Consider the following 21,244-nt stretch of genomic DNA (forward strand, 5'->3'; position numbering starts at 1 on the left):
AGGCCACCCGCCTGCTGGCCGAGGGGCGCCGATGGGACCTCTCGACCCATCTGCTGGTCGAGTAGCCCCGGAGGGGCGTATCGAGACCCGCGCCCCCAGGAGTCCGCTCTCCACCGTCCCCAGCGGCGGCGCTGCAGGCTCCCTGCGCTCGCGACCCGTCGCCGCCTCGCGGTCCCGTCAGATCTTGCGGAGGAGCACCGACGACACCGCGTGGTCCGACTGCTTGCGCAGGACCAGGCTGGCGCGGCTGCGCGTGGGGCGCACGTTCTGCACCAGGTTGGGCTCGTTGATCGCGTCCCAGATGCTGCGGGCGCGCTCGCGGGCCTCGTCCGGCGTGAGCGTCGAGTAGCGGTGGAAGTAGGAGTTCGGATTGGCGAACGCCCCCTGCTGCAGCGCGAGGAAGCGCTCCTCGTACCAGCGGGCGATGTCGCCTGTGCGCGCATCGACGTAGACGGTGAAGTCGAAGAGGTCGCTGACGGCGAGGCCGTGGCCGGGGACGGGCGGCTGCAGCACGTTCAGCCCCTCGACGATCAGCACGTCGGGCCGGCGCACGACGATCTCGGCGTCGGGCACGATGTCGTACGAGAGGTGCGAGTAGAAGGGTGCGCGCACCTCCGCGGCGCCGCCCTTCACCTCCGACACGAAGCGGAGCAGGGCACGGCGGTCGTAGGACTCGGGGAAGCCCTTCCGGCTCATCAGCCCGCGCCGCTCGAGCTCGGCGTTGGGCAGCAGGAAGCCGTCGGTGGTCACCAGCTCCACGCGGGGAGTGTCCTCCCAGCGGGCGAGCAGCTCGCGCAGCAGCCGCGCGATCGTGGACTTGCCCACCGCGACGGAGCCGGCGACTCCGATGACGAAGGGGGTGGGCTGCGCCCGCTCGCCGAGGAAGGTGCTCGTCGCGCGGTGCAGATGGCGTGAGCCGGCGGCGTACAGCGCGAGCAGACGCGAGAGCGGCAGGTACACCTCCGCCACCTCGGTGAGGCTCAGGCGGTCGCCCAGCCCGCGCAGCTGCACGACCTCGGTCTCGGTCAGCGGGAGCTCCGTGGACCGGGCCAGCTCGGCCCAGTCGGAGCGGACGATCTCGACGAACGGCGAGGGCTGCGCCTCGCGGCCGGGTTCGCGAGCTGACGACGGCATAGGCACCGATCCTAGCGGCCGGCGGTGCAGCGGCCCGGTCGCGGCGATCGGGGCCTCCGGCGCGGTTAGGATCGAGCCCATGTGTGGAATCGTGGGATACGTCGGCGCGCGTGACAGCCTGGCCGTGCTGCTCGGGGGCCTGAAGCGTCTGGAGTACCGCGGATACGACTCCGCGGGAGTGGCCGTCATCGACGCGGACGGGGTGGTCGACAGCCGCAAGCGCTCGGGCAAGCTCAGCGTCCTGGTGGAGGACCTCGAGGCGAACCCGCTGGCGCAGGGCACGACCGGCATCGGCCACACGCGGTGGGCGACCCACGGCGGGCCGACCGACCGCAACGCCCACCCGCACCTCGCGGACGACGGCAAGCTCGCCGTCATCCACAACGGCATCATCGAGAACTTCCAGCCGCTCAAGGAGGAGCTCGCCGCCGAGGGCGTCGTCTTCGAGAGCGAGACCGACACCGAGGTCGCCGCGCACCTCATCGCGCGCGAGTACCGCCGCACCGGCGACCTGGTGCTCTCCTTCCAGGCGATCGTCGCCCGGCTCGAGGGCGCCTTCACCCTCCTCGCCCTGCACCAGGACCAGCCGGGCGTCGTCGTCGGCGCCCGCCGCAACTCCCCGCTCGTGATCGGCCTGGGCGACGGCGAGAACTTCCTGGGCTCGGACGTCGCGGCGTTCGTCGAGTTCACGCGTCGCGCGGTCGCGATCGGGCAGGACCAGATCGTCACGATCACCCCGGATCTCGTCACCGTCACCGACTTCTTCGGCGCGCCCGTCGAGACCGAGCCGTTCGAGATCGCCTGGGACGCCTCCGCCTCCGAGAAGGGCGGCTGGTCGAGCTTCATGGCGAAGGAGATCACCGAGGGTCCCGAGGCCGTCGCCAACACGCTCCGCGGACGCATCCACGAGGGCGTCGTGACGCTCCCCGAGCTCGAGGGCCTGGACCCGATCCTCACGGACATCGACCGGATCACGATCATCGGCTGCGGCACCGCCGCCTACTCGGGGATGGTCGCCAAGTACGCCATCGAGAAGTGGGCGCGGGTCCCCGTCGAGGTCGAGCTGAGCCACGAGTTCCGCTACCGCGACCCGGTCCTCAGCCCGCGCACGCTCGTCGTCTCGATCAGCCAGTCCGGCGAGACGATGGACACCCTGATGGCGGTCAAGTACGCCCGTGAGCACGGCGCGAAGACGCTCTCGGTCTGCAACACGCAGGGCGCGACCATCCCGCGCGAGTCCGACGCGGTGCTCTACACGCACGCGGGCCCGGAGGTGGCGGTCGCCTCGACCAAGGCCTTCGTCGCGCAGATCGCGGCCCTCTACCTCTTCGGACTGCACCTCGCCGCAGTGCGGGGGGCCTCCTCCGCCGAGCTCATCGCCTCGCAGGCCGCCGAGCTCCAGGCGATCCCCGAGAAGCTGTCGAAGGTCCTCGACGCCTCCGACGACATCGCGCAGCTGGCCGGCTGGATGGCCGACACCCGCGCCGTGCTCTTCCTCGGGCGCCACGTCGGCTACCCGGTCGCCCTCGAGGGCGCGCTCAAGCTCAAGGAGCTGGCGTACATCCACGCCGAGGGCTTCGCCGCCGGCGAGCTCAAGCACGGCCCGATCGCGCTGATCGAGCCCGGCCAGGTCGTCTTCGTGATCGTGCCGAGCCCGAGCGAGTCGTACGAGCTGCAGCGCAAGGTGATCTCGAACATCCAGGAGATCAAGGCGCGCGGTGCCCGCGTCATCGCGATCGCGGAGCAGGGCGACACCGCCGCCATCCAGATCGCCGACGAGGTCGTGCCGATCCCGCTCGCCGACCCCCTGTTCGAGCCCCTGCTCGCGGTCACCCCGCTGCAGATGTTCGCGATGGAGCTCGCGACGGCGAAGGGCCTGGACGTCGACCAGCCGCGCAATCTCGCCAAGTCGGTCACGGTCGAGTGACCCCGTCGTGATCGTGGGGATCGGCGTGGACGTCGTGGACCTCGCCCGCTTCACGCGGGCGATCGACCGCACGCCGCGCCTCCGCGATCGCCTGTTCGCCGAGAGCGAACGCGGTCTCCCGGTCGCCTCCCTCGCCGGGCGCTTCGCGGCGAAGGAGGCGCTCATCAAGGCGCTGGGGGACTCGGCGGGTGCGCGCTGGCACGACATGGTCGTCGAGCGCGACGAGCACGGGAACCCGTCCTTCGCTCTGCACGGTGCGGCGCGGGCGGCGGCGGACGCGCGGGGCATCGCGCGGATCCACCTGTCGATGACGCACGACGCCGGCGTCGCCTGCGCGTTCGTGGTGGCCGAGTCGTGACCGCGCCGCTGTCGTTCCGCGAGGCGCTGATCGACGCCGACGCGATCGCGCGGAACGTGGCGCGGATGCGGGAGCTGACCGGTGCTCGTCGCGTGATGGTGGTCGTCAAGGCCAACGCCTACGGGCACGGCGCTCTCGCGGCCGCGCAGGCGGCGCTCGCGGGTGGGGCCGACGCGCTCGGCACGGCGGACCTGCGCGAGGCGGTCGCCCTGCGCGAGGCGGGGGTCCTCGCTCCGCTGCTCTGCTGGCTGCACGACCCCGGCGAGGACTTCGACGCGGCGGTCGAGCACGGCATCGACGTCGGCGTCTCCTCGCTCGCCCAGCTCGACGCGCTCGCCCAGGCCGCCGAGGACCGCGGGGCGCGCGCGGCGGTGCAGCTGAAGCTCGACACCGGTCTCAGCCGCAACGGCGCTCCGGAGCAGGAGTGGCCCGAGCTCGCCGAGGCCCTGGCGCGGCACACCGCGCGCGGCGTCCTGCATCTGACGGGGGTCTTCTCGCACCTCTCGAACACGTCGCGCGAGGACGACCTCGCCCAGCTCGGGGTCCTGGCCCGCGGAGAGGCGCTGCTGCGCGAGCGCGGCGTGGCGGCACCCCTCGTGCATCTCGCGGCGTCCGCCGGCGCGCTGCGGATCCCGGAGGCTCGGCGCGACATGGTCCGCGTCGGCATCGGGGCGTACGGCCTCTCGCCCTTCGACGACGAGACCTCGCTCGAGCTCGGCCTCGTTCCGGCGATGACGCTGCAGGGGCGCGTGGCGGGCGTCCGGCGCGTCGGCGAGGGCGTCGGCGTCAGCTACGACTACACCTACCGTGCCGGAGCCGCGACCGGGCTCGCGCTCATCCCGTTCGGCTACGCCGACGGCATCCCGCGCAGCGCCTCCGGAGTCGCCGAGGTCCACATCCGCGGACGTCGCCACCGCATCGCCGGTCGGGTGGCCATGGACCAGTTCGTCGTCGACGTGGGCGACACCCCGGTCGAGGCCGGCGACGCCGTCACCCTGTGGGGCGACCCGACGACCGGCGTCCCCTCGGTCGACGAGTGGGCGCGCTGGTGCGGCACGATCAACTACGAGCTCGTGACCCGGATCGGCGGGCGCGTGCAGCGCCGGGTCCTCGGCGGCGACCGTGGCTGAGCCCGCCCGGTCCGCCGACCGCGCCCGGTTCGCCGACCTCACCGTGGAGGTCGCGGATCCGGAGGCGATGGAGGAGCTCGGCCGCCGGCTCGGCCGCTCGCTCCGCGCCGGCGACCTGCTGGTGCTCACCGGGCCGCTCGGCGCGGGCAAGACCACGTTCACGCGGGGCCTGGGGGAGGGCCTGGACGTCCGCGGCCCCGTGACGAGCCCGACCTTCGTGATCGCGCGCACGCATCCGCCCCTGCACGACGGCCCGCCGCTCGTGCACGTCGACGCCTACCGGGTGGGCTCCGCGGTCGAGCTGGACGACCTCGACCTCGATCTCGAGCACTCCGTCGTCGTCGTGGAGTGGGGTGCGGGGCTGCTCGACGGAGTCGCGGAGTCGTGGCTCGACATCGTCATCGAGCGCCCGACCGCGGGCTCCGACGCCGCGGAGGGCGAGGAGCCGATCGAGCCGCGGACGGTCCGCTTCCGCGGCACCCGCTGGGTCTGAGCCGCGCGGGTACCCTGTCAGGGTGCTGCTCGCGATCGACACCTCCTCCGGAACCTCCGTCGCCGTCGTCGACGACCGCGGCGCCCTCCTCGCCGAGCGCTCGGAGGCCGACACCATGCGGCACGCCGAGGTCGTCGGCCGCCTGATCCAGGAGTCCCTGGCGGCGGCCGGCGCGACCGGCGCCGACATCGGGGCCGTCGCCGTCGGCATGGGTCCCGGACCGTTCACGGGCCTGCGGGTCGGGATCGCCGCCGCGCGCGCCTTCGCGTTCGGCCGCGGCGTCCCCGCACTGCCGGTCGTGTCGCACGACGCCCTCGCCCTGGCGGCGCTGCGGGAGGGGCGGGAGCCCGGGTTCCTGGTCGTCACCGACGCGCGCCGCCGCGAGCTCTACTGGAGCGCCTACGCCGGCCTCGACGAGCAGGGGCTCCCCGTGCGCGTCGACGGCCCGGGACTGGACAAGCCCGGCTCACTGCCCTTCCCCGAGCTCCCCCGGCTCGAGGCCCCCTCCGTGTCGGCCGCCGCCCTGGGGGCCGTCGCCGCGCTCGGCCGCGCGGCAGGCCGACCGTCTGCCGCCGACGCGCCCCTCTACCTCCGCTCGCCCGATGTGACGCTGTCGGCCGGGCCCAAGCGGGTGACGGCGTGAGCGCGCAGCTGCGCGAGGCCGTGCCGGCGGACCTCGACGCGATCATGGCGATCGAGGAATCGGAGTTCACGAGCGACGCCTGGTCGCGCACGATGATGGCGGAGGAGATCCGCAGCGCCCACACGCACTACCTCGTCGCGGAGGACGACGGCGTCGTCACGGGGTACGCCGGACTGCTCTGCCCGCGCGGCGCCCACGAGGGGGACGTGCAGACGATCGCGGTCCTCGCCTCCGCCCGACGCCGCGGACTCGGGCGGCGCCTGTTGCGCGCCCTGCTGGCCGAGGCGCGCGAGCGCGGCGCCCGCGAAGTGTTCCTCGAGGTCCGCGCCGACAACCCCGGGGCCCAGACCCTCTACCGATCGGAGGGCTTCGACGGGATCGGGGTCCGCCCCGCCTACTACCAGCCCGACGGAGTGGACGCGATCGTGATGCGCGCCCCACTCGCGCGGGCGTCGGAGGAGACCGCATGAGCGCCGGACCGCTCGTCCTCGGGATCGAGACCAGCTGCGACGAGACCGGGATCGGCATCGTCCGCGGCACCACGCTGCTCGCCAACACCATCGCCTCGTCGATGGACGAGCACGCGCGCTACGGCGGAGTGGTGCCGGAGGTCGCCGCGCGCGCGCACCTCGAGGCGCTCGAGCCGACCCTCCGCACGGCCCTCGCCGAGGCCGGCGTCGCCCTCGAGGACCTCGACGCGATCGCCGTCACGAGCGGCCCGGGCCTGTCCGGCGCGCTGATGGTCGGCGTGGGGGCCGCGAAGGCGCTCGCCGTCGCGCTCCAGAAGCCCCTGTACGCCGTGAACCACCTGGTCGGCCACGTCGGGGCCGACGTGCTGCGGGCCGACGGCAGCGAGGGCAGCCCGGTCGAGGTGCCCACGATCGCCCTGCTCGTCTCGGGCGGTCACACGTCGCTCCTGCACGTGCGCGATCTTGTGTCGGACGTCGAGCTGCTGGGCGAGACCATCGACGACGCGGCGGGGGAGGCGTTCGACAAGGTCGCTCGCGTGCTCGGCCTGCCCTATCCGGGCGGTCCGCAGATCGACCGGGTCGCCGCTCTCGGCGATCCGCGCGCCATCCGCTTCCCCCGCGGGCTCAGCCTGCCGAAGGACCTCGAGCGCCACCGCTACGACTTCTCGTTCTCGGGGCTGAAGACCGCCGTGGCCCGCTGGGTGGAGAAGCGGCAGGACGCCGGCGAGGAGGTGCCGGTCGCGGATGTCGCGGCGAGCTTCCGCGAGGCGGTCGCCGACGTGCTGCTGACGAAGGCGATCGCGGCGTGCCGCGATCGGGACGTGCCGCGGCTCCTCCTGGGCGGCGGAGTCGTCGCAAACGCCCGCGTCCGCGCCCTCGCGCAGGAGCGCTGCGACGCGGCGGGGATCCAGCTGCGCATCCCGGCGCTCTCGCTGTGCACCGACAACGGGGCGATGATCGCGGCGCTCGCCGCGCAGCTCATCCAGGCCGGTCGCGCGCCCTCGAGCCTGGACTTCAGTGCCGACTCGACCCTGCCCGTCACCGAGATCCAGGTCCAATAGTCGCGGATCCGGCGCTCTGCAAGCGGCGCTCAGCCTTTTGACAGCGTGCTCGGCGCCCTGCCACGCTGGCCTCTCCTGCCGTTCCTGATCAAGGGGGATCCCATGACCACTCCGTACACGCCGACCACCGATCGCTACAACATCCTGGCGATCATCGGCTTCATCGCCTCGTTCTTCGTCTCCGTCGTCGGAATCGTCCTCGGCTTCATCGCCCTGTCGCAGATCAAGCGCACGGGGGAGAAGGGACGCGGCCTCGCGATCGCCGCGATCGTCATCGGCTTCGCCGCCCTGATCCTCGGAGTCATCGTCGGAGTCCTCTTCTTCGCCGCGCTCGCGACCGTCCCGATGTCGGAGTACTGACGCCGACCGGTCCCCCGGGGGACCCTAGGCTGGACGAAGCCGCGCGAGGGGAGAGCACGTGAACGACGAGTCCGCCGGGGCGGTCGCCGGGAACCCGGCACCCCCTCCGCCGTTCGCCCCTCCCACGGGAGCACCGTCGGCGGCCTACCCGCCGCCGACGGGCTCCGCGGATCCGCGACCCGGTCTCCCCGGGGCTCCTGCTCTGCGGCCGCCGCTCAACGGGCTCGCGGTCGCCGCGCTGCTCTGCGGGATCCTCGGTCTCGCGCCCGCGGCGATCGTCCTCGGGCACGTGGGCCTCGCCCAGGCCCGGCGCGCGGGGCAGCGCGGTCGTGGCCTCGCGATCGCCGGGTTCGTGCTGGGCTACCTGGTCGTGGTCCTGGCCGTCGTCGCGTTCCTCGCCTACACCGCCTTCGTCGGCGGTCTGCGCTCCGACGGCTACCTGCCGGCCTGAGGACTCCGACGGGTGCTGGATAGACTCGGCGCCATGAGCGACAGCGCCGCGCCCGGCTCCGAGGAGCGTCCAGGAACCGTCCCCGTCCCGCCCGCGCCGTCGGCGCCGCCGTCCTTCTCGAGCCCCGGACCCGCCTACGGCGTCCCGCCGGCTCCGGGCCCCTCGGACGCCCCGGACTACGGGTCGCCCTCGCTCCGCCCGCCTGCGTACGCGTACGCGCCCCCTCCTCCCGCCGCCCCGAAGACGCTCAGCCTCGTCGGCATGGTCCTCGGCATCGCCGGCCTGGTGATCTCGGTGTTCGCGTGGGGATTCGGGTTCATCCTCTCGGCGCCCGCCGTGGTGCTCGGCGTCCTCGGTCGGCGACGCGAGCCCGGCGCCCGCGGCTTCGCTCTCGCGGCGATCATCACCGGTGTCGCCGGCGTCGTCGTCTCGCTGATCTACCTCGCGGTCACCGTGGTCGTCCTGGTCGTGGCGATCGCGGCGGCGAGCTCCTGAGAGCAGGCGCTCAGGCCGCGCGCTCGGCCAGCAGCGCGCGGTGGCGGCCCTGCACGCGCGTCAGGATGAGCACCGCGCTGCCCCGGCCGGACAGCCCGAGCTTCTTGCGGAACCGCGCCGGATCGACGTCGACCCCGCGCTTCTTGATCTCGAGCACGCCGATCCCGCGTCCGCGCAGCTCCTTCGCCAGGGTCCGCTCGTCGAGCGGCAGCTCGGCCAGCACGCGGAAGCTGCGCAGGAACGGCGAGGCGGCGGGCTCGTCGCCGGTGAGGTAGGCGATGCCGGGGGAGAGCATCCGGGAGCCGCTCGAGCGGGCCAGCTCGCCGAGGAGGCGCGCGCGGATCGCGGAGCCGTCGGGCTCGTGCACGTAGGCGCCGAGGTCGCCGACCTCCTCGTCGTCGGAGTCCGCGGCCGCGGTCAGCTCGGCCGCACCGTGGGCGCCGAGGAGCAGTGCGGAGCGGCGGACGCCCGGGCGCGCGAGCGCGCCGAACCAGAGGCCGGTCTCGACCAGATCGCCGTCCACCGACACCCACTGGGCCTCCGCGTCGCGCGGGATCCGCTCGCGATCGAAGCCGGGACCCACCTTGACGCCGACGGGCAGGCGCTCGGCGAGGCCGAAGGCGAAGGCGAGCGAGGGGGAGTAGTCGTCGGGGTCGTCCAGGCGCGCCGTCTCGCGGTGACCGGCGGTGCGCCGCGCCGGGTCGAGGTAGACGGCGTCGTAGCCCTCGAGGTCGAAGGTCTCGGCGTCGCCGTGCACGGCGCGCGCCGAGGGGAACGGGGCGAGGTTGAAGCTGGCCAGGGTGGCGGTGACCTCGTCCGCGTCGACGGCCGTCACGTCGAGGTCGATCGCGGCGAGGGCGAGGGCGTCGCCGCCGATGCCGCTGCCGAGGTCGGCGATCCTCGTCGCTCCGGCGGCGGCGTAGCGGCCCGCGTGCAGGGCGGCGACCCGGAGCCGCGTGGCCTGCTCGAGGCCCGCGTCGGTGAAGAGCATCGAGCGCGCGAACTCGCCGAACTTGCCGCGCGCCTTCTCGCGCAGGCGCGACTGGGTGAGGACCGCCGAGACCAGTGCGGGCGAGTGACCGGCGGAGCGGAGCGCCGCGACCGCGCGCACGAGGTCGTCCGAGCGGTACCCGTCGAGGGAGTCGAGGAGCCGGAGCCCCTCGGGGGAGAGGAGCTCGACCAGCTCGTCGCGGTGCATCCCGCCATGCTAGGCCACTCGCTCCGACCGCCCGCGCCGTCCGGCTTGGCACTCTGATTGCACGAGTGCCAGCACAGCCTCTACAGTGGATCTAGCACTCTCGGAGCGTGTGTGCCAGAACCGCGCTCCGCCACATCGTCGTCAAGAAAGAGGTCAACCGTGTCGGTGTCCATCAAGCCGCTCGAAGATCGCATCGTCATCAAGCAGGTCGAGGCGGAGCAGGTGACCGCTTCCGGTCTCGTCATCCCCGACACCGCCAAGGAGAAGCCGCAGGAGGGTGAAGTCGTCGCCGTGGGCCCCGGCCGCATCGACGACAACGGCAACCGCGTCCCCCTGGACGTCGCCGTGGGTGACAAGGTCATCTACTCCAAGTACGGCGGAACCGAGGTCAAGTTCTCGGGCGAGGACCTGCTGGTCCTCTCGGCGCGCGACGTCCTCGCGGTCGTCGTCCGCTAGGACGCATCACGACGAAGGGCCCGGCGACCTCGGTCGCCGGGCCCTTCGTCGTCCCCGGCCGGTCCCCCTTCGGACCGGTGGCCTGATCGGAGCCCCGGATGACCGTTCCGCGCCTTCCCGCCGCCGCGGCCGTGCGTAGCATCGGAGGGGTGTCCGCCTCTCGCACCCCCTCCGACCAGACCGCTGCGAGCACCCGGGCGACCGCCGCCGACGCGGCCGCGGGCGAGGGCGTCGAGGCGTTGCCGGAGGCCAGGGGGAACGGAGGCGGTCTCTCGTCGACCGGGCTCTGGTTCGGCTTCGGCGCGTACCTCCTGTGGGGCGCCATGCCGCTCTACTTCATCGCGATGGCGCCGGCGTCGCCGTTCGAGATCGTCGCGTTCCGGGTCCTCTTCTCGCTCGTCTTCTGCCTGATCCTGCTGACCGTGACCCGCAGCTGGGCCGGCTTCCTCGGACTCTTCCGCGAGCCGCGGCTCCTGGGCGTCATGGCGCTCGCGGGCGTCCTGATCTACGTCAACTGGCAGGTGTACGTCATCGCGACGACCACCGGCCACGTGATCGAGGCGGCGCTGGGCTACTTCATGAACCCGCTCGTCACGGTCCTGCTGGGTGTCCTCGTGCTGCGGGAGCGCCTCCGCCCGGCCCAGTGGATCGCGATGGCGATCAGCGCCGTGGCCGTGCTGGTCATCGCCGTCGGCTACGGAGCGTTCCCGTGGGTCTCGCTCGCGCTCGCCTTCTCGTTCGGCTTCTACGGGCTCGTGAAGAGCCGGGTCGGGGGCCGGATCGACGCCGTCGCCGGGCTGACGCTCGAGACGCTGTGGCTGACTCCGCTCGCGATCGTGCAGCTGGCCGTGGTCGGCTCGCTGGTCGGGCTGACCTTCGGCACGGAGGGGACCGGGCACGCGCTGATCCTCGCGTCGGCGGGCATCGTGACCGCCGTGCCCCTGCTGCTGTTCGCGGGCGCGGCGCGCCGTCTCCCGCTCTCGATCGTCGGATTCATCCAGTACCTGACGCCGTTCCTGCAGTTCCTCGTCGGTGCGTTCGTGCTGGGCGAGGAGATGCCGCCGGAGCGCTGGCTCGGCTTCGGGCTGGTCTGGGCGGCCCTGGCGATCTTCTCAGTCGACCTCGTCGCGGCGGAGCGGCGGAGGCGCCGTCCGGTGGCGTGAACGACGGAATACGTCGTTGAGAGCGGTTGCTGCGACCGGAAGTAACGATCAGGTCGCGAAATCCATTCGTAACACCCTTGTATTGTTCACGGCCTCCTCGGAGGTTACGTTTGCCGAGCGGTTGCCTCCGGCACCGCTCTGACGACAATCACTCTCAAGGAGCAACATGGGCGTTTACGCGAAGGCCGGTTCGGCTCGCGCACGGTCCCTCCGGGCAACCCTCGGCGGTGTCGCCATTCTGGGTGCCAGCGCACTCGTCCTCGCCGGCTGCGCCAGCGGCGGCGAGTCCGACGCGGGCACGGACAGCGGCGCATCGGGCGACCTGTCCCTCAAGATCGGCGCGATCCTGCCGCAGACCGGAACGCTGGCCGTCCTCGGCCCGCCCGAGTTCGCCGGTGTCGACCTCGCGGTCGCCGACATCAACGAGGCCGCTGCCGGTCTCTCGATCGAGGTCGAGCCGAAGGACTCGGGCGACACGTCGACCGACATCGCGACGCAGTCCGCCACCTCGCTGATCGCCGACGGCGTCTCCGCCATCATCGGCGCGGCGTCGTCCGGCGTGTCGAAGACCTTCATCGACCAGGTGACCCAGGCGGGCGTCGTGCAGGTCTCGCCGGCCAACACCTCGCCCGACTTCACCACGTACGAGGACGACGGCTACTACTGGCGCACCGCTCCCTCGGACGTGCTCCAGGGACGCATCCTCGGCAACAAGATCCTGGGCGACGGCAAGACCAACGTCTCGATCCTGTACATGAACGACGCGTACGGCACGGGTCTCGAGAAGAACATCAAGGAGACCCTCGAGGCCGGCGGAGCCACCGTCGCCGCGGAGGAGATCTTCGAGCCCGCCTCGACGGACTTCAACTCCGCTCTGACCACGGTCCTCGCCCCGAACCCCGACGCGCTCGTCGTGATCTCGTTCGACGAGATCAAGACGATCGCGGAGCAGCTCGCGGCGAAGGGCTTCGACTTCTCGAAGCTCTACGGCACGGACGGCAACTACGGCGTCATCGGCGAGTCGGACACGAACGTCGACATCGCCGGCGCCCAGTTCACCAACCCGGGCGTCCAGGCGTCGGAGGACTTCCAGTCGAACCTCCAGGCCCTCGTCGAGGAGCAGGGCAACGACCCGCTGACGGTGTTCAGCTACGCTCCCGAGTCCTACGACGCCACCGTCCTGCTCGCCCTCGCGGCGCTGCAGGGTGGAGCGACGGACGGCGCGACGATCCGCGACAACCTCGAGTCGGTCTCGAAGGAGGGCACGGAGTGCACCACCTACGCCGACTGCGCGGCCCTGCTCGCCGACGACGAGGACATCGACTACAACGGTCTCTCCGGCCCGATCTCGTTCGACGAGAACGGCGACCCGAGCGAGGCCTCGGTGTCGATCTACAAGTACTCCGCCGGCAACGTCACCTCGTTCGAGGAGACCGTCGACGGCTCGCTCGAGTAGCAGCACCACGGTGACGCGACCCCGGTCGTGACATCGGGAGGGGCTCGGTCTTCGGACCGGGCCCCTTCTGCGTGCGCGGGGGAGGGCGGCCGGCCCGGCTCCGAGCCGACGGTCGGAAGGGACGCGCGCGCGATCTGCAGGGGATCCTGGTCGCGCCGCGGTGCTCGATGCGCCGGAAAGCCTGTTCCCGCTCAGAAGCCCTGCGAACCGTGCGAAGACCTGCAGATGGTGCGCGGGCCTGCAGATCGTGCGCGGACCTGCAGATGGTGAGCGGGCCTGCCGATCGTTCAGGGCCGACTGACGGCGCACAGTTCCGCAGATGATGCGCGAGCCTGCGCGTCGCACTCCGAACGATCGAGAGGGCGCCCCCGGACACGCGGTCCGGGGGCGCCCTCTCGTCGTCGCCGGGTCAGCGCGGGCGGCGCAGCACCCTGACCAGGCCGGCGGGCACGACCAGCGTCCCCGTCGTCTCGGTGCCCGTGAGCAGCTCGACGCCGGTGCCGTCCACGACGACGTCCTCGCCGGAGTGGTTGAGGAAGAACGCGTACTCGGCGTCCTCGCCGTCCCGCGTGACGGTCTCGAGGCCCTCGGGGGAGAGGCGGGCCTCGATCCCGGCGTCGCGGAGCGCGTCCTCCACGATCGCGCCGAGATCGTCGCCCGAGACCCGGGTCGACACGTACCAGGAGCGGCCGGATCCGTAGCCGTGGCGCGTCACCGCGGGACCGCCCGCGGCGGGCCCGTCGACGTAGTCCGCGACCGCGACCGCGCCCTCGAGGACGAGCTCTTCTGTCCACCCGGACGCGCGGGCGCCCGTGCTGAGCGCGACGGTCTCGTCGGCGTGGAGCGGCAGGAACTCGGGCACGGCCACTCCGAGGACCTCGCGGAAGGCGCCGGGAGCGCCGCCCTCGTGCACGGCGTCGTTCTGGTCGACGACGCCCGAGAAGTACGAGGCGACGAACGTGCCGCCCCCGCGGACGTAGCCCTCGACGTTCGCCTTCGACGCCTCGTCGACGAGGTACAGCGCCGGCGCCAGGACGATGTCGTAGGAGGAGAGATCCGCGTGCGGGTGCGCGAAGTCGACGCTCACGCCGCGGCGCCAGAGCTCGGTGTAGTAGGCGATCACGCGCTCGCGGTGCTCGAGCTCGACCGACGGCCGCCACTCGAGGTCCTGGGCCCAGAACGACTCCCAGTCCCAGAGGATCGCCGCCCGGGCGTGCACCCGGGAGCCGAGGACCTCGCCGAGCCCGGCCAGCTCGTCGCCGAGGGCGACGACCTCCTTCCACACCCGGCTGCCCACTCCGGCGTGCGGCAGCATCGCGGAGTGGAACTTCTCGGCGCCGTAGCGCGAGGCGCGGAACTGGAAGTACAGGATCGCGTCGGCGCCGCGCGCGAGGTGGCTCATGCTGTTGCGGGCCAGCTCGCCGGGGCGCTTGGCGATGTTGCGCGGCTGCCAGTTGACGGCCGAGGTGGAGTGCTCCATCAGGATCCACGGGGCGCCACCCGCCAGGGAGCGGGTGAGGTCGGCGTCGAGCGCGAGCAGCACGTGGTTGTCGCGGCGCTCGGCCACGAGGTAGTGGTCGTTGGCGACGATGTCGACCTCGTCGCGCCACTTCCAGAGGTCGACGGACGGGCAGTTCGTGGCCATGAAGTTCGTCGTGACGGGGGTGCCGGGTGCGAAGCGCTTGATCGCATCGCGCTCGGCGCGGAAGCACTCGAGCAGCGCGTCGGAGGTGAAGCGCGCGAAGTCCAGCCGCTGCGTCTGATTGACGACGCTCGCCGAGATGCGCGGAGCGTCGATCTCGTCCCACTCCCCGTAGACCTGGCCCCAGAAGAGCGTGCCCCAGGCGGAGTTGAGGGCGTCGAGCGACCCGTACCGGCGCTGCAGCCAGGTGCGGAACGCGCGGACACTGTGCTCGGAGTAGTCCTCGCTGATCGGAGCGCCGTACTCGTTGTGGACGTGCCACAGCACGACCGCGGGGTGGGCGGCGTAGCGCTCGGCGAGGCGCTCGGTCAGTGCGACGCAGGCGGCGCGGTACTCGGGGGAGCTCGGGCTCACCATGCCGCGCGAGCCCCAGCCGAGGGTGACGCCCTCGCGGGTGACGGGGCGCGCCTGCGGGTACTTCTTCCAGAACCAGGCGGGAGGCGCGGCGGTCGGGGTCGCGAGGTCGACGTCGATGCCGGCCGCGTGCAGCAGCCCGATCAGCTCGTCGAGGAACGAGAAGTCGTACTCGCCCTCGCGCGGCTCGAGCAGCGCCCACGAGAAGATCCCGATGCTGACGAGGTTCACCCCGGCGCTGCGCATCAGGGCGATGTCCTCGTCCCACACCTCGCGCGGCCACTGCTCGGGGTTGTAGTCGCCGCCGTAGCGGATCTCGGAGCGGCCGCCGAGGAGGGCGCTGCCGGGGCGGCCGAGCGCGGAGGCGCGGGGGGTCTCCGCGACCGCGTCGGCGACGGGGGAGCTGGGGGCGGTGGTCATGCGGAGATCTCCTTCGAACTGTGTGCGCTCCCAGTTCTAGCACGGGATATCCGCCCGGCCGGGAACATTACCGGCCTGGAAGCCGCCTGAATCCGGGCATTCCGTCGAGTTGACAGTCCCGGGTTCCGTGTGTGTAACTGTAACCGCTCACAGGTACACCGTCGTCCATCCCTCGTCGGAGCGCCTCGGCACCACTTCCCCACAGCACTTCGACAAGGAGGACGAATGCGCACTTCACTCCGCAGGGCCGCCATCGCGACCGCGGCCGCCGCCGCCCTGACCCTCACCGGCTGCACCGCATCCGGCGACGCCGGCGAGTCCGGACCCGTGACCCTGAACTACTGGGCCTGGGCTCCGAACCTCGAGCAGGTCGTCGACATCTGGAACGAGCAGAACCCCGACATCCAGGTCACCGTGAACAAGCAGGACGGCGGCGACCCCGCCATCACCAAGCTGCTCACCGCGATCAAGGCCGGCAGCGGCGCTCCGGACCTGATCCAGGCCGAGTACCAGAAGATCCCGACGCTCGTCTCCTCCGACGCGCTCGCCGACATCTCCGGCTCCGTGTCGGACGACCTGGCCGGCGAGTACTCGGACGGCGTCTGGAACTCGGTCACCCTCGGCGGCGACGCGGTCTACGCGATCCCGCAGGACTCCGGCCCGATGATGGCCTACTACCGCACCGACATCCTCGACAGCCTCGGCCTCGCGGTGCCGACCACGTGGGAGGAGTACGCCGAGGTGGCGCGCGCCGTCCACGCGGCCGACCCGTCGAAGTACCTCGGCACGTTCTCGGCCAACGACGCGGGCTGGTTCACCGGCCTCGCGCAGCAGGCCGGCGCCTCCTGGTGGTCCATCGAGGACCAGAGCTGGGGCGTCGACATCGATGCCGGCCCGACCGAGCAGGTCGCCGACTACTGGGGCGGCCTCGTCGAGGAGGGCGCCATCGACAACAAGCCGATGTACACCCCCGAGTGGAACGCCGGTCTGAACGACGGCTCGCAGGTGGGCTGGATCAGCTCGGTCTGGGCGCCCGGCGTCCTCGGCGGCAACGCCCCGGACACCGCCGGACTCTGGACCGCGGCGACGCTCCCGCAGTGGGACGCCTCCGCTCCGTCGAACGGCAACTGGGGCGGCTCGAGCACGGCCGTCACGACGCAGTCCGACCACGTCGAGGCCGCGGTCGAGTTCGCCACCTGGCTGAACAGCGACCCCGAGGCCGTCGCCGCTCTGGCCGACATCTCGGGCGTCTACCCCGCCGCGACCGAGGCCGCGAGCCCCGCGCTCACGACCGCTCCCGAGTTCTTCAGCCAGCAGGCCGACTTCTACGACATCGCGTCGGAGGCGGCCGACACGGTCTCGAGCTTCACCTACGGCCCGAACGTGAACGTCGGGTTCAGCGCCTACAACGACGAGTTCGCCAAGGCGGCCGACGCGAAGACCCGCCAGGCCTTCGTCGAGGCGGTCGAGGCCATGCAGTCGATCACGACGGACGACCTGGTCTCCAGCGGCTTCTCCGTGAACTGACGGTGACGGAGGCGGGGTCCCCCCGGCCCCGCCTCCGCACCACCCCTCCCGTGCAGCGGCATCGCTCCTGCACGCGCAGACCACCCCAGCAAGCAGGACGAGGACCAGCGATGACCGCTCCCACGATCACCCGAGCACCGGACGGCAGCGTCTCGTCGAACCGCTCGAGCCGCCCCGCCGCCCGCCGCTCCGGCCGCTCCGGCTGGCGCTCGCGAGTCGGCATCCCCTACGCGATGCTCGCTCCCGGCATCGTGCTCTTCGTCGCCTTCATGGCGGCGCCCATCGTCTACACGCTCTTCCTCAGCTTCCAGAAGCGCCAGGTCAGCGGTCTGGGCCTGGGATCGGGCGCCCAGAAGCAGGTGTTCGCCGGCCTCGAGAACTACGCGTCCGCGCTGTCGGACCCCGAGTTCGCCGCGAGCGTCGGCCGCGTCCTGCTCTACGGGCTCATCCTGATCCCCTGCATGCTCGGGCTCGCCCTGCTGTTCGCGCTGCTGCTCGACTCGCAGCGCACCCGGGCCGTCGGGTTCTCGCGGATCTCGATCTTCCTGCCCTACGCCGTCCCCGCCGTGATCAGCTCGCTGCTCTGGGGCTTCCTCTACCTGCCCGCGGTCAGCCCCTTCTACTACGTCTTCGAGCGGATCGGCTGGGACGCCCCGAGCCTGCTCTCCTCCGGCGCCGTCATCTTCGGCATCGCGAACATCGCGCTCTGGGGCGGCGTCGGCTTCAACATGATCGTCATCTACACCTCGCTCAAGGCGGTGCCGACGGACATCTACGAGGCCGCCAGGATCGACGGCGCCAGCGAGGTGCAGATCGCCCTGCGCATCAAGATCCCGATCCTCGCGCCCGCGCTGGTGATGACCGCGCTGTTCTCGATGGTCGCGACCCTGCAGGTCTTCGCCGAGCCGACCACCCTGCGCCCGCTGACCAACAGCCTCTCGACGAGCTGGTCCCCGCTCATGCTCGTCTACCGCGACGCGTTCACCCGCGACGACATCTACTCCGCCGCGGCGACCTCCGTCGTGATCGCCCTGGCCACCTTCATCGTCTCCTTCCTCTTCCTCCGGGTCGTGCAGAAGCGAGCCTTCGGACAGGAGGACTGATCCATGACCACCGCCGCCCCCCGCCTCGGCACCACCGCCCCCTCGACGCGCTCGTCCCGCTCGCCCCTCGCGCACCGCGAGCGGCCGAGCGCGATCTCGACCGGGATCCTCCTCGTCGGCGCGATCTACTGCCTCTTCCCCGTGTTCTGGGTGCTCATGGCGTCGACGAAGGACGGCGGAGAGCTGTTCTCGACCTTCACCCTCGCGCCCAGCACCCACCTGATCGACAACATCGTCGCGCTGTCCTCCTACCGCGACGGCCTGTTCTGGCGCTGGATGCTGAACACCGCCCTCTACGCGGGGCTCGGCGCGATCGCCTCGACCTGGATCTCGGCGCTCTCGGGCTACGTGCTCGCGAAGTTCGAGTTCCCGGGCAAGAAGGTCGTCTTCAACGTCCTGCTCATGGGCGTTCTCGTGCCCGGCGTGATCCTCGCGATCCCGCAGTACTTCCTGCTCGCGAACGTCGGACTCACGAACACCTTCTGGGGCGTCCTGCTGCCGCAGATCATCAGCCCCTACGGCATCTACCTGGCCCGGATCTACTCCGCCGCGGCCGTGCCGACCGACGTGATCGAGGCGGCCCGCACCGAGGGCGCCAAGGAGATGTACATCTTCACCCGCATCGCGACGCCGATGCTGCTCCCGGGCCTCGTGACGATCTTCCTCTTCCAGTTCGTGGCCATCTGGAACAACTTCATGCTGCCGTACATCATGCTGGGCAACGACGAACTGTTCCCCCTGACGGTGGGGCTGAACGGCCTGCTGCACCAGGGCGCCTCGGCCCCGTCGCTCTACACGCTGGTCATCACGGGAGCCCTGCTCTCGGTCATCCCGCTGATCGCGATCTTCCTGGTCCTGCAGCGGTTCTGGAAGGTCGATCTGGCCGCCGGCGCGGTGAAGGCGTGATCCTCGGCGAGCCGCGGGCGGCGGGGGAGCCGACCCCTAAGCTGGCCGGGTGACCACCGCCTCCGGCCGCCAGAGACCGACGATCGAGCACGTCGCGCTGGAGGCCGGCGTCTCCCGCGGAACGGTGTCGCGCGTGCTCAACGGCGGCAAGTGGGTCAGCCCGGATGCGAAGACCGCCGTCGAGACGGCGATCAAGAAGACCGGCTACCGCGTCAATCCGCACGCGCGCAGCCTCGCCACGAACCGCACGAACTCGGTGGCCTTCCTCCTCACCGAGGAGCACCAGCTGCTGTTCGAGGACCCGAACTTCTCGACCCTGCTGACCGGAGCGGCCGCCGAGCTCGCCGAGCGCGACGTCTCGCTCGTGCTGATCATGGCCGGCAGCACGGCCGAGCAGAAGCGGGCCCTCGCCTACCTCGGCGCCGGGCACGTGGACGGTGTGCTGCTGGTCTCCGCGCACGGCGGGCAGCAGCTCCTCCGCGAGATCCAGGACCTCGCCGTGCCCGCCATCGCCTGCGGCATCCCGCTGGGCTACGAGAAGCGGATGGGCTACGTCGCCGCGGACGACGAGGAGGGGGCCCGCGAGATGGTCGCCTTCCTCCGCTCCCGCGGGCGCACCCGCGTCGCGACGATCGCCGGGCCGCCCGACCTGCCGGGGGGTCTCGTGCGCCTGGCCGGCTACCGCCGCGAGCTCGGCGAGGAGTACGACGAGTCCCTCGTGCGCTACGGCGACTACAGCCGGTCCAGCGGCGACGCGGCGATGACCGAGCTCCTGGCGGCCCGTCCCGATGTCGACGCCGTGTTCGCGGCGAACGATCGGATGGCCGCCGGCGCGATCGACGCCCTGCTGCGGGCGGGCCGCCGGGTGCCCGAGGACGTCGCCGTGGGCGGCTTCGACGACTCGAGTGTCGCGCTGTCCACGGAGCCCGCCCTGACGACGATGCGCCAGCCCTTCGGCCGCATCAGCGCCGAGATGGTGCGGCTCCTGCTGCAGAGCATCGCCGGGGAGCGCCCGGCCGCCATCATCCTGCCGACCGAACTGATCGAGCGCGCGTCCGCCTGACGGGGACGCGCGCTCGAGAGGTGCGGGGATGCCGCCTAGGAGGCGCGGAGCAGCTCGGCCTCCTGGACCAGGCGGTACGTGACGAAGGAGCGGCTGTAGCTGCGGCGCTTGCCGCTCGGGGTCTCGGCGATGACGACCTGCGCGTACACGCCCACGACCGACCAGCGCTCGTAGTCGCCGATCGCACCGGTGCCGAAGGACGCACCGAGGGCGACGGGGGCGGGGGTGTAGCTCTTCAAGCGCGGCTCCTTCGATCGGGGGCGAGCGGCGGTGGCCGCCGCCCGGGGGCGGCGTCGTCCGTCGGGCTGCATCCGGAACGTGCCTCCCACCAGGAGGATCGTGCTCGGCGCACCCCGCCGGGGTGACGTCTCGTGTCCCCAAAATTACGGCAACGGTCGCTCCGAGATGTCCCCGCGACGGGGGGTGGGGCGGCGGAGAGATCCTCCTCCGGCCGTCCTGTTCCCGACCCCGTGGATCAGCTCCAGCCGCAGTAGTCCGAGGCGATGTAGTCGTACAGCGCCCCGCGCACGGCGTCGCTCACCGCGACCGGCACGACGCCCTCCGCGCCGTCCTCGAGGCCGACGACGACCGGGAGGAACGTGCCGCGCTTGTCCTCCGAGACGGTGTGCGTGCTGCAGTTGACCGGCACGATCGCGAGGTCGAGCACGACCGGCTCCGAGTCGGCGTCGAATTGCCGTCCGACCGGCCAGACGTCGCCGGAGGCGGGGCGCAGGAGGATCGTGCCGCGCACCTCCTCGATCCGCACCGATCCCCCCGCGCCGGTCGGCGTGACGGTCAGGGCGAGGTGCGCGACGGGCCCGCCCGCCTCCTCCCTCACGGTCACCTCTCCGGCGGGCTCGACCGTCACCACCTCGGCGACGCGCTCGGCCAGGCAGTCCTCGGTGTGGACCCTGGCCAGAGTGCCGAAGGGGTCCTCCGGCGCGACGACGGCGGTGCCCGACGTGCCGGCCGTGGTCCAGGTGAGTCGGATCCGGCCGTCGGAGGCGTCGCCCTCGCAGTCGGGCTGGGGCAGCTGGAGACGGAGCGCGGTGGTCGTCCCGGCGCGCACGGTCGAGGGCTCCGGCGTCCACGCGGCGCCGGTGAACGCGGGGGAGTCCAGACGCGCCTCCCAGACGTCCAGTGCGGCACCGGTGCCGTTGGCGACGAGCACCTCGAGTCGTCGAGGGCCGTAGTCGTCGCGGTTCTGCCGGATGCTCACCGAGACGCCGTCGGGCAGCACTGTGGGGGAGCTGCCGCAGCCCGCGAGCAGCGCCAGCAGCACGACGGGCACGACGGCCGCGGCGGTGCGTCTCATCCGGTGCCTCCTCGCGCGGGACGACGAGGGCCCGCCGTCGCCTCTCGGCGGACGACGGG

22 protein-coding genes are annotated in these 21,244 nt (G+C 72.1%); 17 read left to right on the forward strand and 5 right to left on the reverse strand.

The genetic code is table 11. The features are described 5' to 3' along the window. Nucleotides 1–177: 177 nt before the first annotated feature. A complete protein-coding gene (gene coaA / locus NB037_RS11495; RefSeq protein WP_251945879.1) occupies nt 178–1,134 on the reverse strand; it encodes a type I pantothenate kinase in 957 nt (318 codons plus the stop codon). Nucleotides 1,135–1,213: 79 nt separating this feature from the next. Here coaA and glmS point away from each other — a divergent pair, with 79 nt between their 5' ends. The 10 genes from glmS to NB037_RS11545 all read left to right on the forward strand — a co-directional run bounded on the left by glmS (nt 1,214) and on the right by NB037_RS11545 (nt 8,522). Beyond that, nucleotides 1,214–3,061, forward strand: a complete 1,848-nt coding sequence (glmS, locus tag NB037_RS11500; protein WP_251945882.1) for a glutamine--fructose-6-phosphate transaminase (isomerizing) — start codon at nt 1,214–1,216, stop codon at nt 3,059–3,061. Nucleotides 3,062–3,068: 7 nt separating this feature from the next. Next, nucleotides 3,069–3,419: a holo-ACP synthase gene (locus NB037_RS11505; RefSeq protein WP_251945884.1), complete on the forward strand. Its 351-nt coding sequence runs from the start codon at nt 3,069–3,071 to the stop codon at nt 3,417–3,419. Then, nucleotides 3,416–4,549: an alanine racemase gene (alr, locus tag NB037_RS11510; RefSeq protein WP_251945886.1), complete on the forward strand. Its 1,134-nt coding sequence runs from the start codon at nt 3,416–3,418 to the stop codon at nt 4,547–4,549. Before NB037_RS11505 ends, alr begins: the two co-directional genes overlap by 4 nt. Before the next feature lie 67 nt (nt 4,550–4,616). After that, nucleotides 4,617–5,042 (forward strand): tRNA (adenosine(37)-N6)-threonylcarbamoyltransferase complex ATPase subunit type 1 TsaE, encoded by a 426-nt coding sequence (gene tsaE, locus NB037_RS11515; protein ID WP_251945922.1) that lies wholly within the window; start codon nt 4,617–4,619, stop codon nt 5,040–5,042. 22 nt (nt 5,043–5,064) lie between these two features. Beyond that, complete coding sequence (tsaB, locus tag NB037_RS11520) at nt 5,065–5,685, forward strand: tRNA (adenosine(37)-N6)-threonylcarbamoyltransferase complex dimerization subunit type 1 TsaB (protein ID WP_251945889.1); 621 nt, start codon at nt 5,065–5,067, stop codon at nt 5,683–5,685. Beyond that, a complete protein-coding gene (gene rimI, locus NB037_RS11525; protein WP_251945892.1) occupies nt 5,682–6,155 on the forward strand; it encodes a ribosomal protein S18-alanine N-acetyltransferase in 474 nt (157 codons plus the stop codon). The genes tsaB and rimI overlap by 4 nt, the downstream gene beginning before the upstream one ends. Beyond that, nucleotides 6,152–7,216 (forward strand): tRNA (adenosine(37)-N6)-threonylcarbamoyltransferase complex transferase subunit TsaD, encoded by a 1,065-nt coding sequence (gene tsaD, locus NB037_RS11530; protein ID WP_251945895.1) that lies wholly within the window; start codon nt 6,152–6,154, stop codon nt 7,214–7,216. Before rimI ends, tsaD begins: the two co-directional genes overlap by 4 nt. Nucleotides 7,217–7,318: 102 nt before the next feature. Beyond that, nucleotides 7,319–7,576: a DUF4190 domain-containing protein gene (locus NB037_RS11535; protein WP_207403148.1), complete on the forward strand. Its 258-nt coding sequence runs from the start codon at nt 7,319–7,321 to the stop codon at nt 7,574–7,576. Nucleotides 7,577–7,634: 58 nt separating this feature from the next. Beyond that, nucleotides 7,635–8,027, forward strand: a complete 393-nt coding sequence (locus NB037_RS19905) for a DUF4190 domain-containing protein (RefSeq protein ID WP_251945898.1) — start codon at nt 7,635–7,637, stop codon at nt 8,025–8,027. A gap of 33 nt (nt 8,028–8,060) precedes the next feature. Then, nucleotides 8,061–8,522, forward strand: coding sequence for a DUF4190 domain-containing protein (locus tag NB037_RS11545; RefSeq protein WP_251945900.1), 462 nt, complete (start codon nt 8,061–8,063; stop codon nt 8,520–8,522). 10 nt (nt 8,523–8,532) lie between these two features. On the opposite strand, the gene NB037_RS11550 is transcribed toward NB037_RS11545, so the two are convergent. Next, nucleotides 8,533–9,720, reverse strand: a complete 1,188-nt coding sequence (locus NB037_RS11550; protein ID WP_251945902.1) for a class I SAM-dependent methyltransferase — start codon at nt 9,718–9,720, stop codon at nt 8,533–8,535. Between the two features lie 159 nt (nt 9,721–9,879). Between NB037_RS11550 and groES the strand changes: the two genes are divergently transcribed. The 3 genes from groES to NB037_RS11565 all read left to right on the forward strand — a co-directional run bounded on the left by groES (nt 9,880) and on the right by NB037_RS11565 (nt 12,795). Next, complete coding sequence (gene groES / locus NB037_RS11555) at nt 9,880–10,176, forward strand: co-chaperone GroES (RefSeq protein WP_055787236.1); 297 nt, start codon at nt 9,880–9,882, stop codon at nt 10,174–10,176. A 149-nt stretch (nt 10,177–10,325) separates the two neighbouring features. After that, nucleotides 10,326–11,339: an EamA family transporter RarD gene (rarD, locus tag NB037_RS11560; protein WP_372490743.1), complete on the forward strand. Its 1,014-nt coding sequence runs from the start codon at nt 10,326–10,328 to the stop codon at nt 11,337–11,339. Nucleotides 11,340–11,505: 166 nt separating this feature from the next. Then, nucleotides 11,506–12,795 (forward strand): ABC transporter substrate-binding protein, encoded by a 1,290-nt coding sequence (locus NB037_RS11565; RefSeq protein WP_251945904.1) that lies wholly within the window; start codon nt 11,506–11,508, stop codon nt 12,793–12,795. A gap of 409 nt (nt 12,796–13,204) precedes the next feature. Here the strand turns inward: NB037_RS11565 and NB037_RS11570 are convergent, their stop codons facing one another. Further along, nucleotides 13,205–15,271 carry a beta-galactosidase gene (locus NB037_RS11570; RefSeq protein WP_251945906.1) on the reverse strand — a complete coding sequence of 689 codons (2,067 nt, stop codon included), beginning with the start codon at nt 15,269–15,271 and terminating at the stop codon, nt 13,205–13,207. Nucleotides 15,272–15,496: 225 nt separating this feature from the next. On the opposite strand from NB037_RS11570, the gene NB037_RS11575 reads away from it, so the two are divergent. The 4 genes from NB037_RS11575 to NB037_RS11590 all read left to right on the forward strand — a co-directional run bounded on the left by NB037_RS11575 (nt 15,497) and on the right by NB037_RS11590 (nt 19,870). Beyond that, nucleotides 15,497–16,798 carry an ABC transporter substrate-binding protein gene (locus NB037_RS11575; protein ID WP_251945908.1) on the forward strand — a complete coding sequence of 434 codons (1,302 nt, stop codon included), beginning with the start codon at nt 15,497–15,499 and terminating at the stop codon, nt 16,796–16,798. Between the two features lie 110 nt (nt 16,799–16,908). Next, entirely contained in the window at nt 16,909–17,901 is a 993-nt protein-coding gene (locus NB037_RS11580) for a carbohydrate ABC transporter permease (protein WP_372490744.1), read from the forward strand. Between the two features lie 3 nt (nt 17,902–17,904). Then, the gene (locus NB037_RS11585; RefSeq protein ID WP_251945910.1) at nt 17,905–18,807 is read left to right on the forward strand and encodes a carbohydrate ABC transporter permease; all 903 of its coding nucleotides are present in this window, start codon (nt 17,905–17,907) and stop codon (nt 18,805–18,807) included. Nucleotides 18,808–18,856: 49 nt separating this feature from the next. Next, on the forward strand, nt 18,857–19,870 hold the full coding sequence (locus NB037_RS11590; RefSeq protein ID WP_251945912.1) for a LacI family DNA-binding transcriptional regulator: 1,014 nt from the start codon (nt 18,857–18,859) through the stop codon (nt 19,868–19,870). A gap of 35 nt (nt 19,871–19,905) precedes the next feature. Here NB037_RS11590 and NB037_RS11595 read toward each other — a convergent pair whose 3' ends face one another. Then, the gene (locus NB037_RS11595; protein ID WP_207405314.1) at nt 19,906–20,109 is read right to left on the reverse strand and encodes a hypothetical protein; all 204 of its coding nucleotides are present in this window, start codon (nt 20,107–20,109) and stop codon (nt 19,906–19,908) included. Nucleotides 20,110–20,345: 236 nt separating this feature from the next. Then, nucleotides 20,346–21,185 (reverse strand): hypothetical protein, encoded by an 840-nt coding sequence (locus NB037_RS11600; protein ID WP_251945915.1) that lies wholly within the window; start codon nt 21,183–21,185, stop codon nt 20,346–20,348. Nucleotides 21,186–21,244 lie beyond the last annotated feature (59 nt).

Origin of the sequence: Rathayibacter rubneri, assembly GCF_023743255.1 — a bacterium.
In the GTDB taxonomy this organism is placed as follows: Bacteria; Actinomycetota; Actinomycetes; order Actinomycetales; family Microbacteriaceae; genus Rathayibacter; species Rathayibacter rubneri.

Coding starts and splice junctions, on each gene's coding strand:
- coaA (WP_251945879.1), bottom strand. CDS start 1,134: ATGCCGTCGTCAGCTCGCGAACCCGGCCGCGAGGCGCAGCCCTCGCCG.
- glmS (WP_251945882.1), top strand. CDS start 1,214: ATGTGTGGAATCGTGGGATACGTCGGCGCGCGTGACAGCCTGGCCGTG.
- tsaE (WP_251945922.1), top strand. CDS start 4,617: ATGGAGGAGCTCGGCCGCCGGCTCGGCCGCTCGCTCCGCGCCGGCGAC.
- tsaD (WP_251945895.1), top strand. CDS start 6,152: ATGAGCGCCGGACCGCTCGTCCTCGGGATCGAGACCAGCTGCGACGAG.
- NB037_RS11535 (WP_207403148.1), top strand. CDS start 7,319: ATGACCACTCCGTACACGCCGACCACCGATCGCTACAACATCCTGGCG.
- NB037_RS11545 (WP_251945900.1), top strand. CDS start 8,061: ATGAGCGACAGCGCCGCGCCCGGCTCCGAGGAGCGTCCAGGAACCGTC.
- NB037_RS11550 (WP_251945902.1), bottom strand. CDS start 9,720: ATGCACCGCGACGAGCTGGTCGAGCTCCTCTCCCCCGAGGGGCTCCGG.
- NB037_RS11565 (WP_251945904.1), top strand. CDS start 11,506: ATGGGCGTTTACGCGAAGGCCGGTTCGGCTCGCGCACGGTCCCTCCGG.
- NB037_RS11570 (WP_251945906.1), bottom strand. CDS start 15,271: ATGACCACCGCCCCCAGCTCCCCCGTCGCCGACGCGGTCGCGGAGACC.
- NB037_RS11575 (WP_251945908.1), top strand. CDS start 15,497: ATGCGCACTTCACTCCGCAGGGCCGCCATCGCGACCGCGGCCGCCGCC.
- NB037_RS11580 (WP_372490744.1), top strand. CDS start 16,909: ATGACCGCTCCCACGATCACCCGAGCACCGGACGGCAGCGTCTCGTCG.
- NB037_RS11585 (WP_251945910.1), top strand. CDS start 17,905: ATGACCACCGCCGCCCCCCGCCTCGGCACCACCGCCCCCTCGACGCGC.
- NB037_RS11600 (WP_251945915.1), bottom strand. CDS start 21,185: ATGAGACGCACCGCCGCGGCCGTCGTGCCCGTCGTGCTGCTGGCGCTG.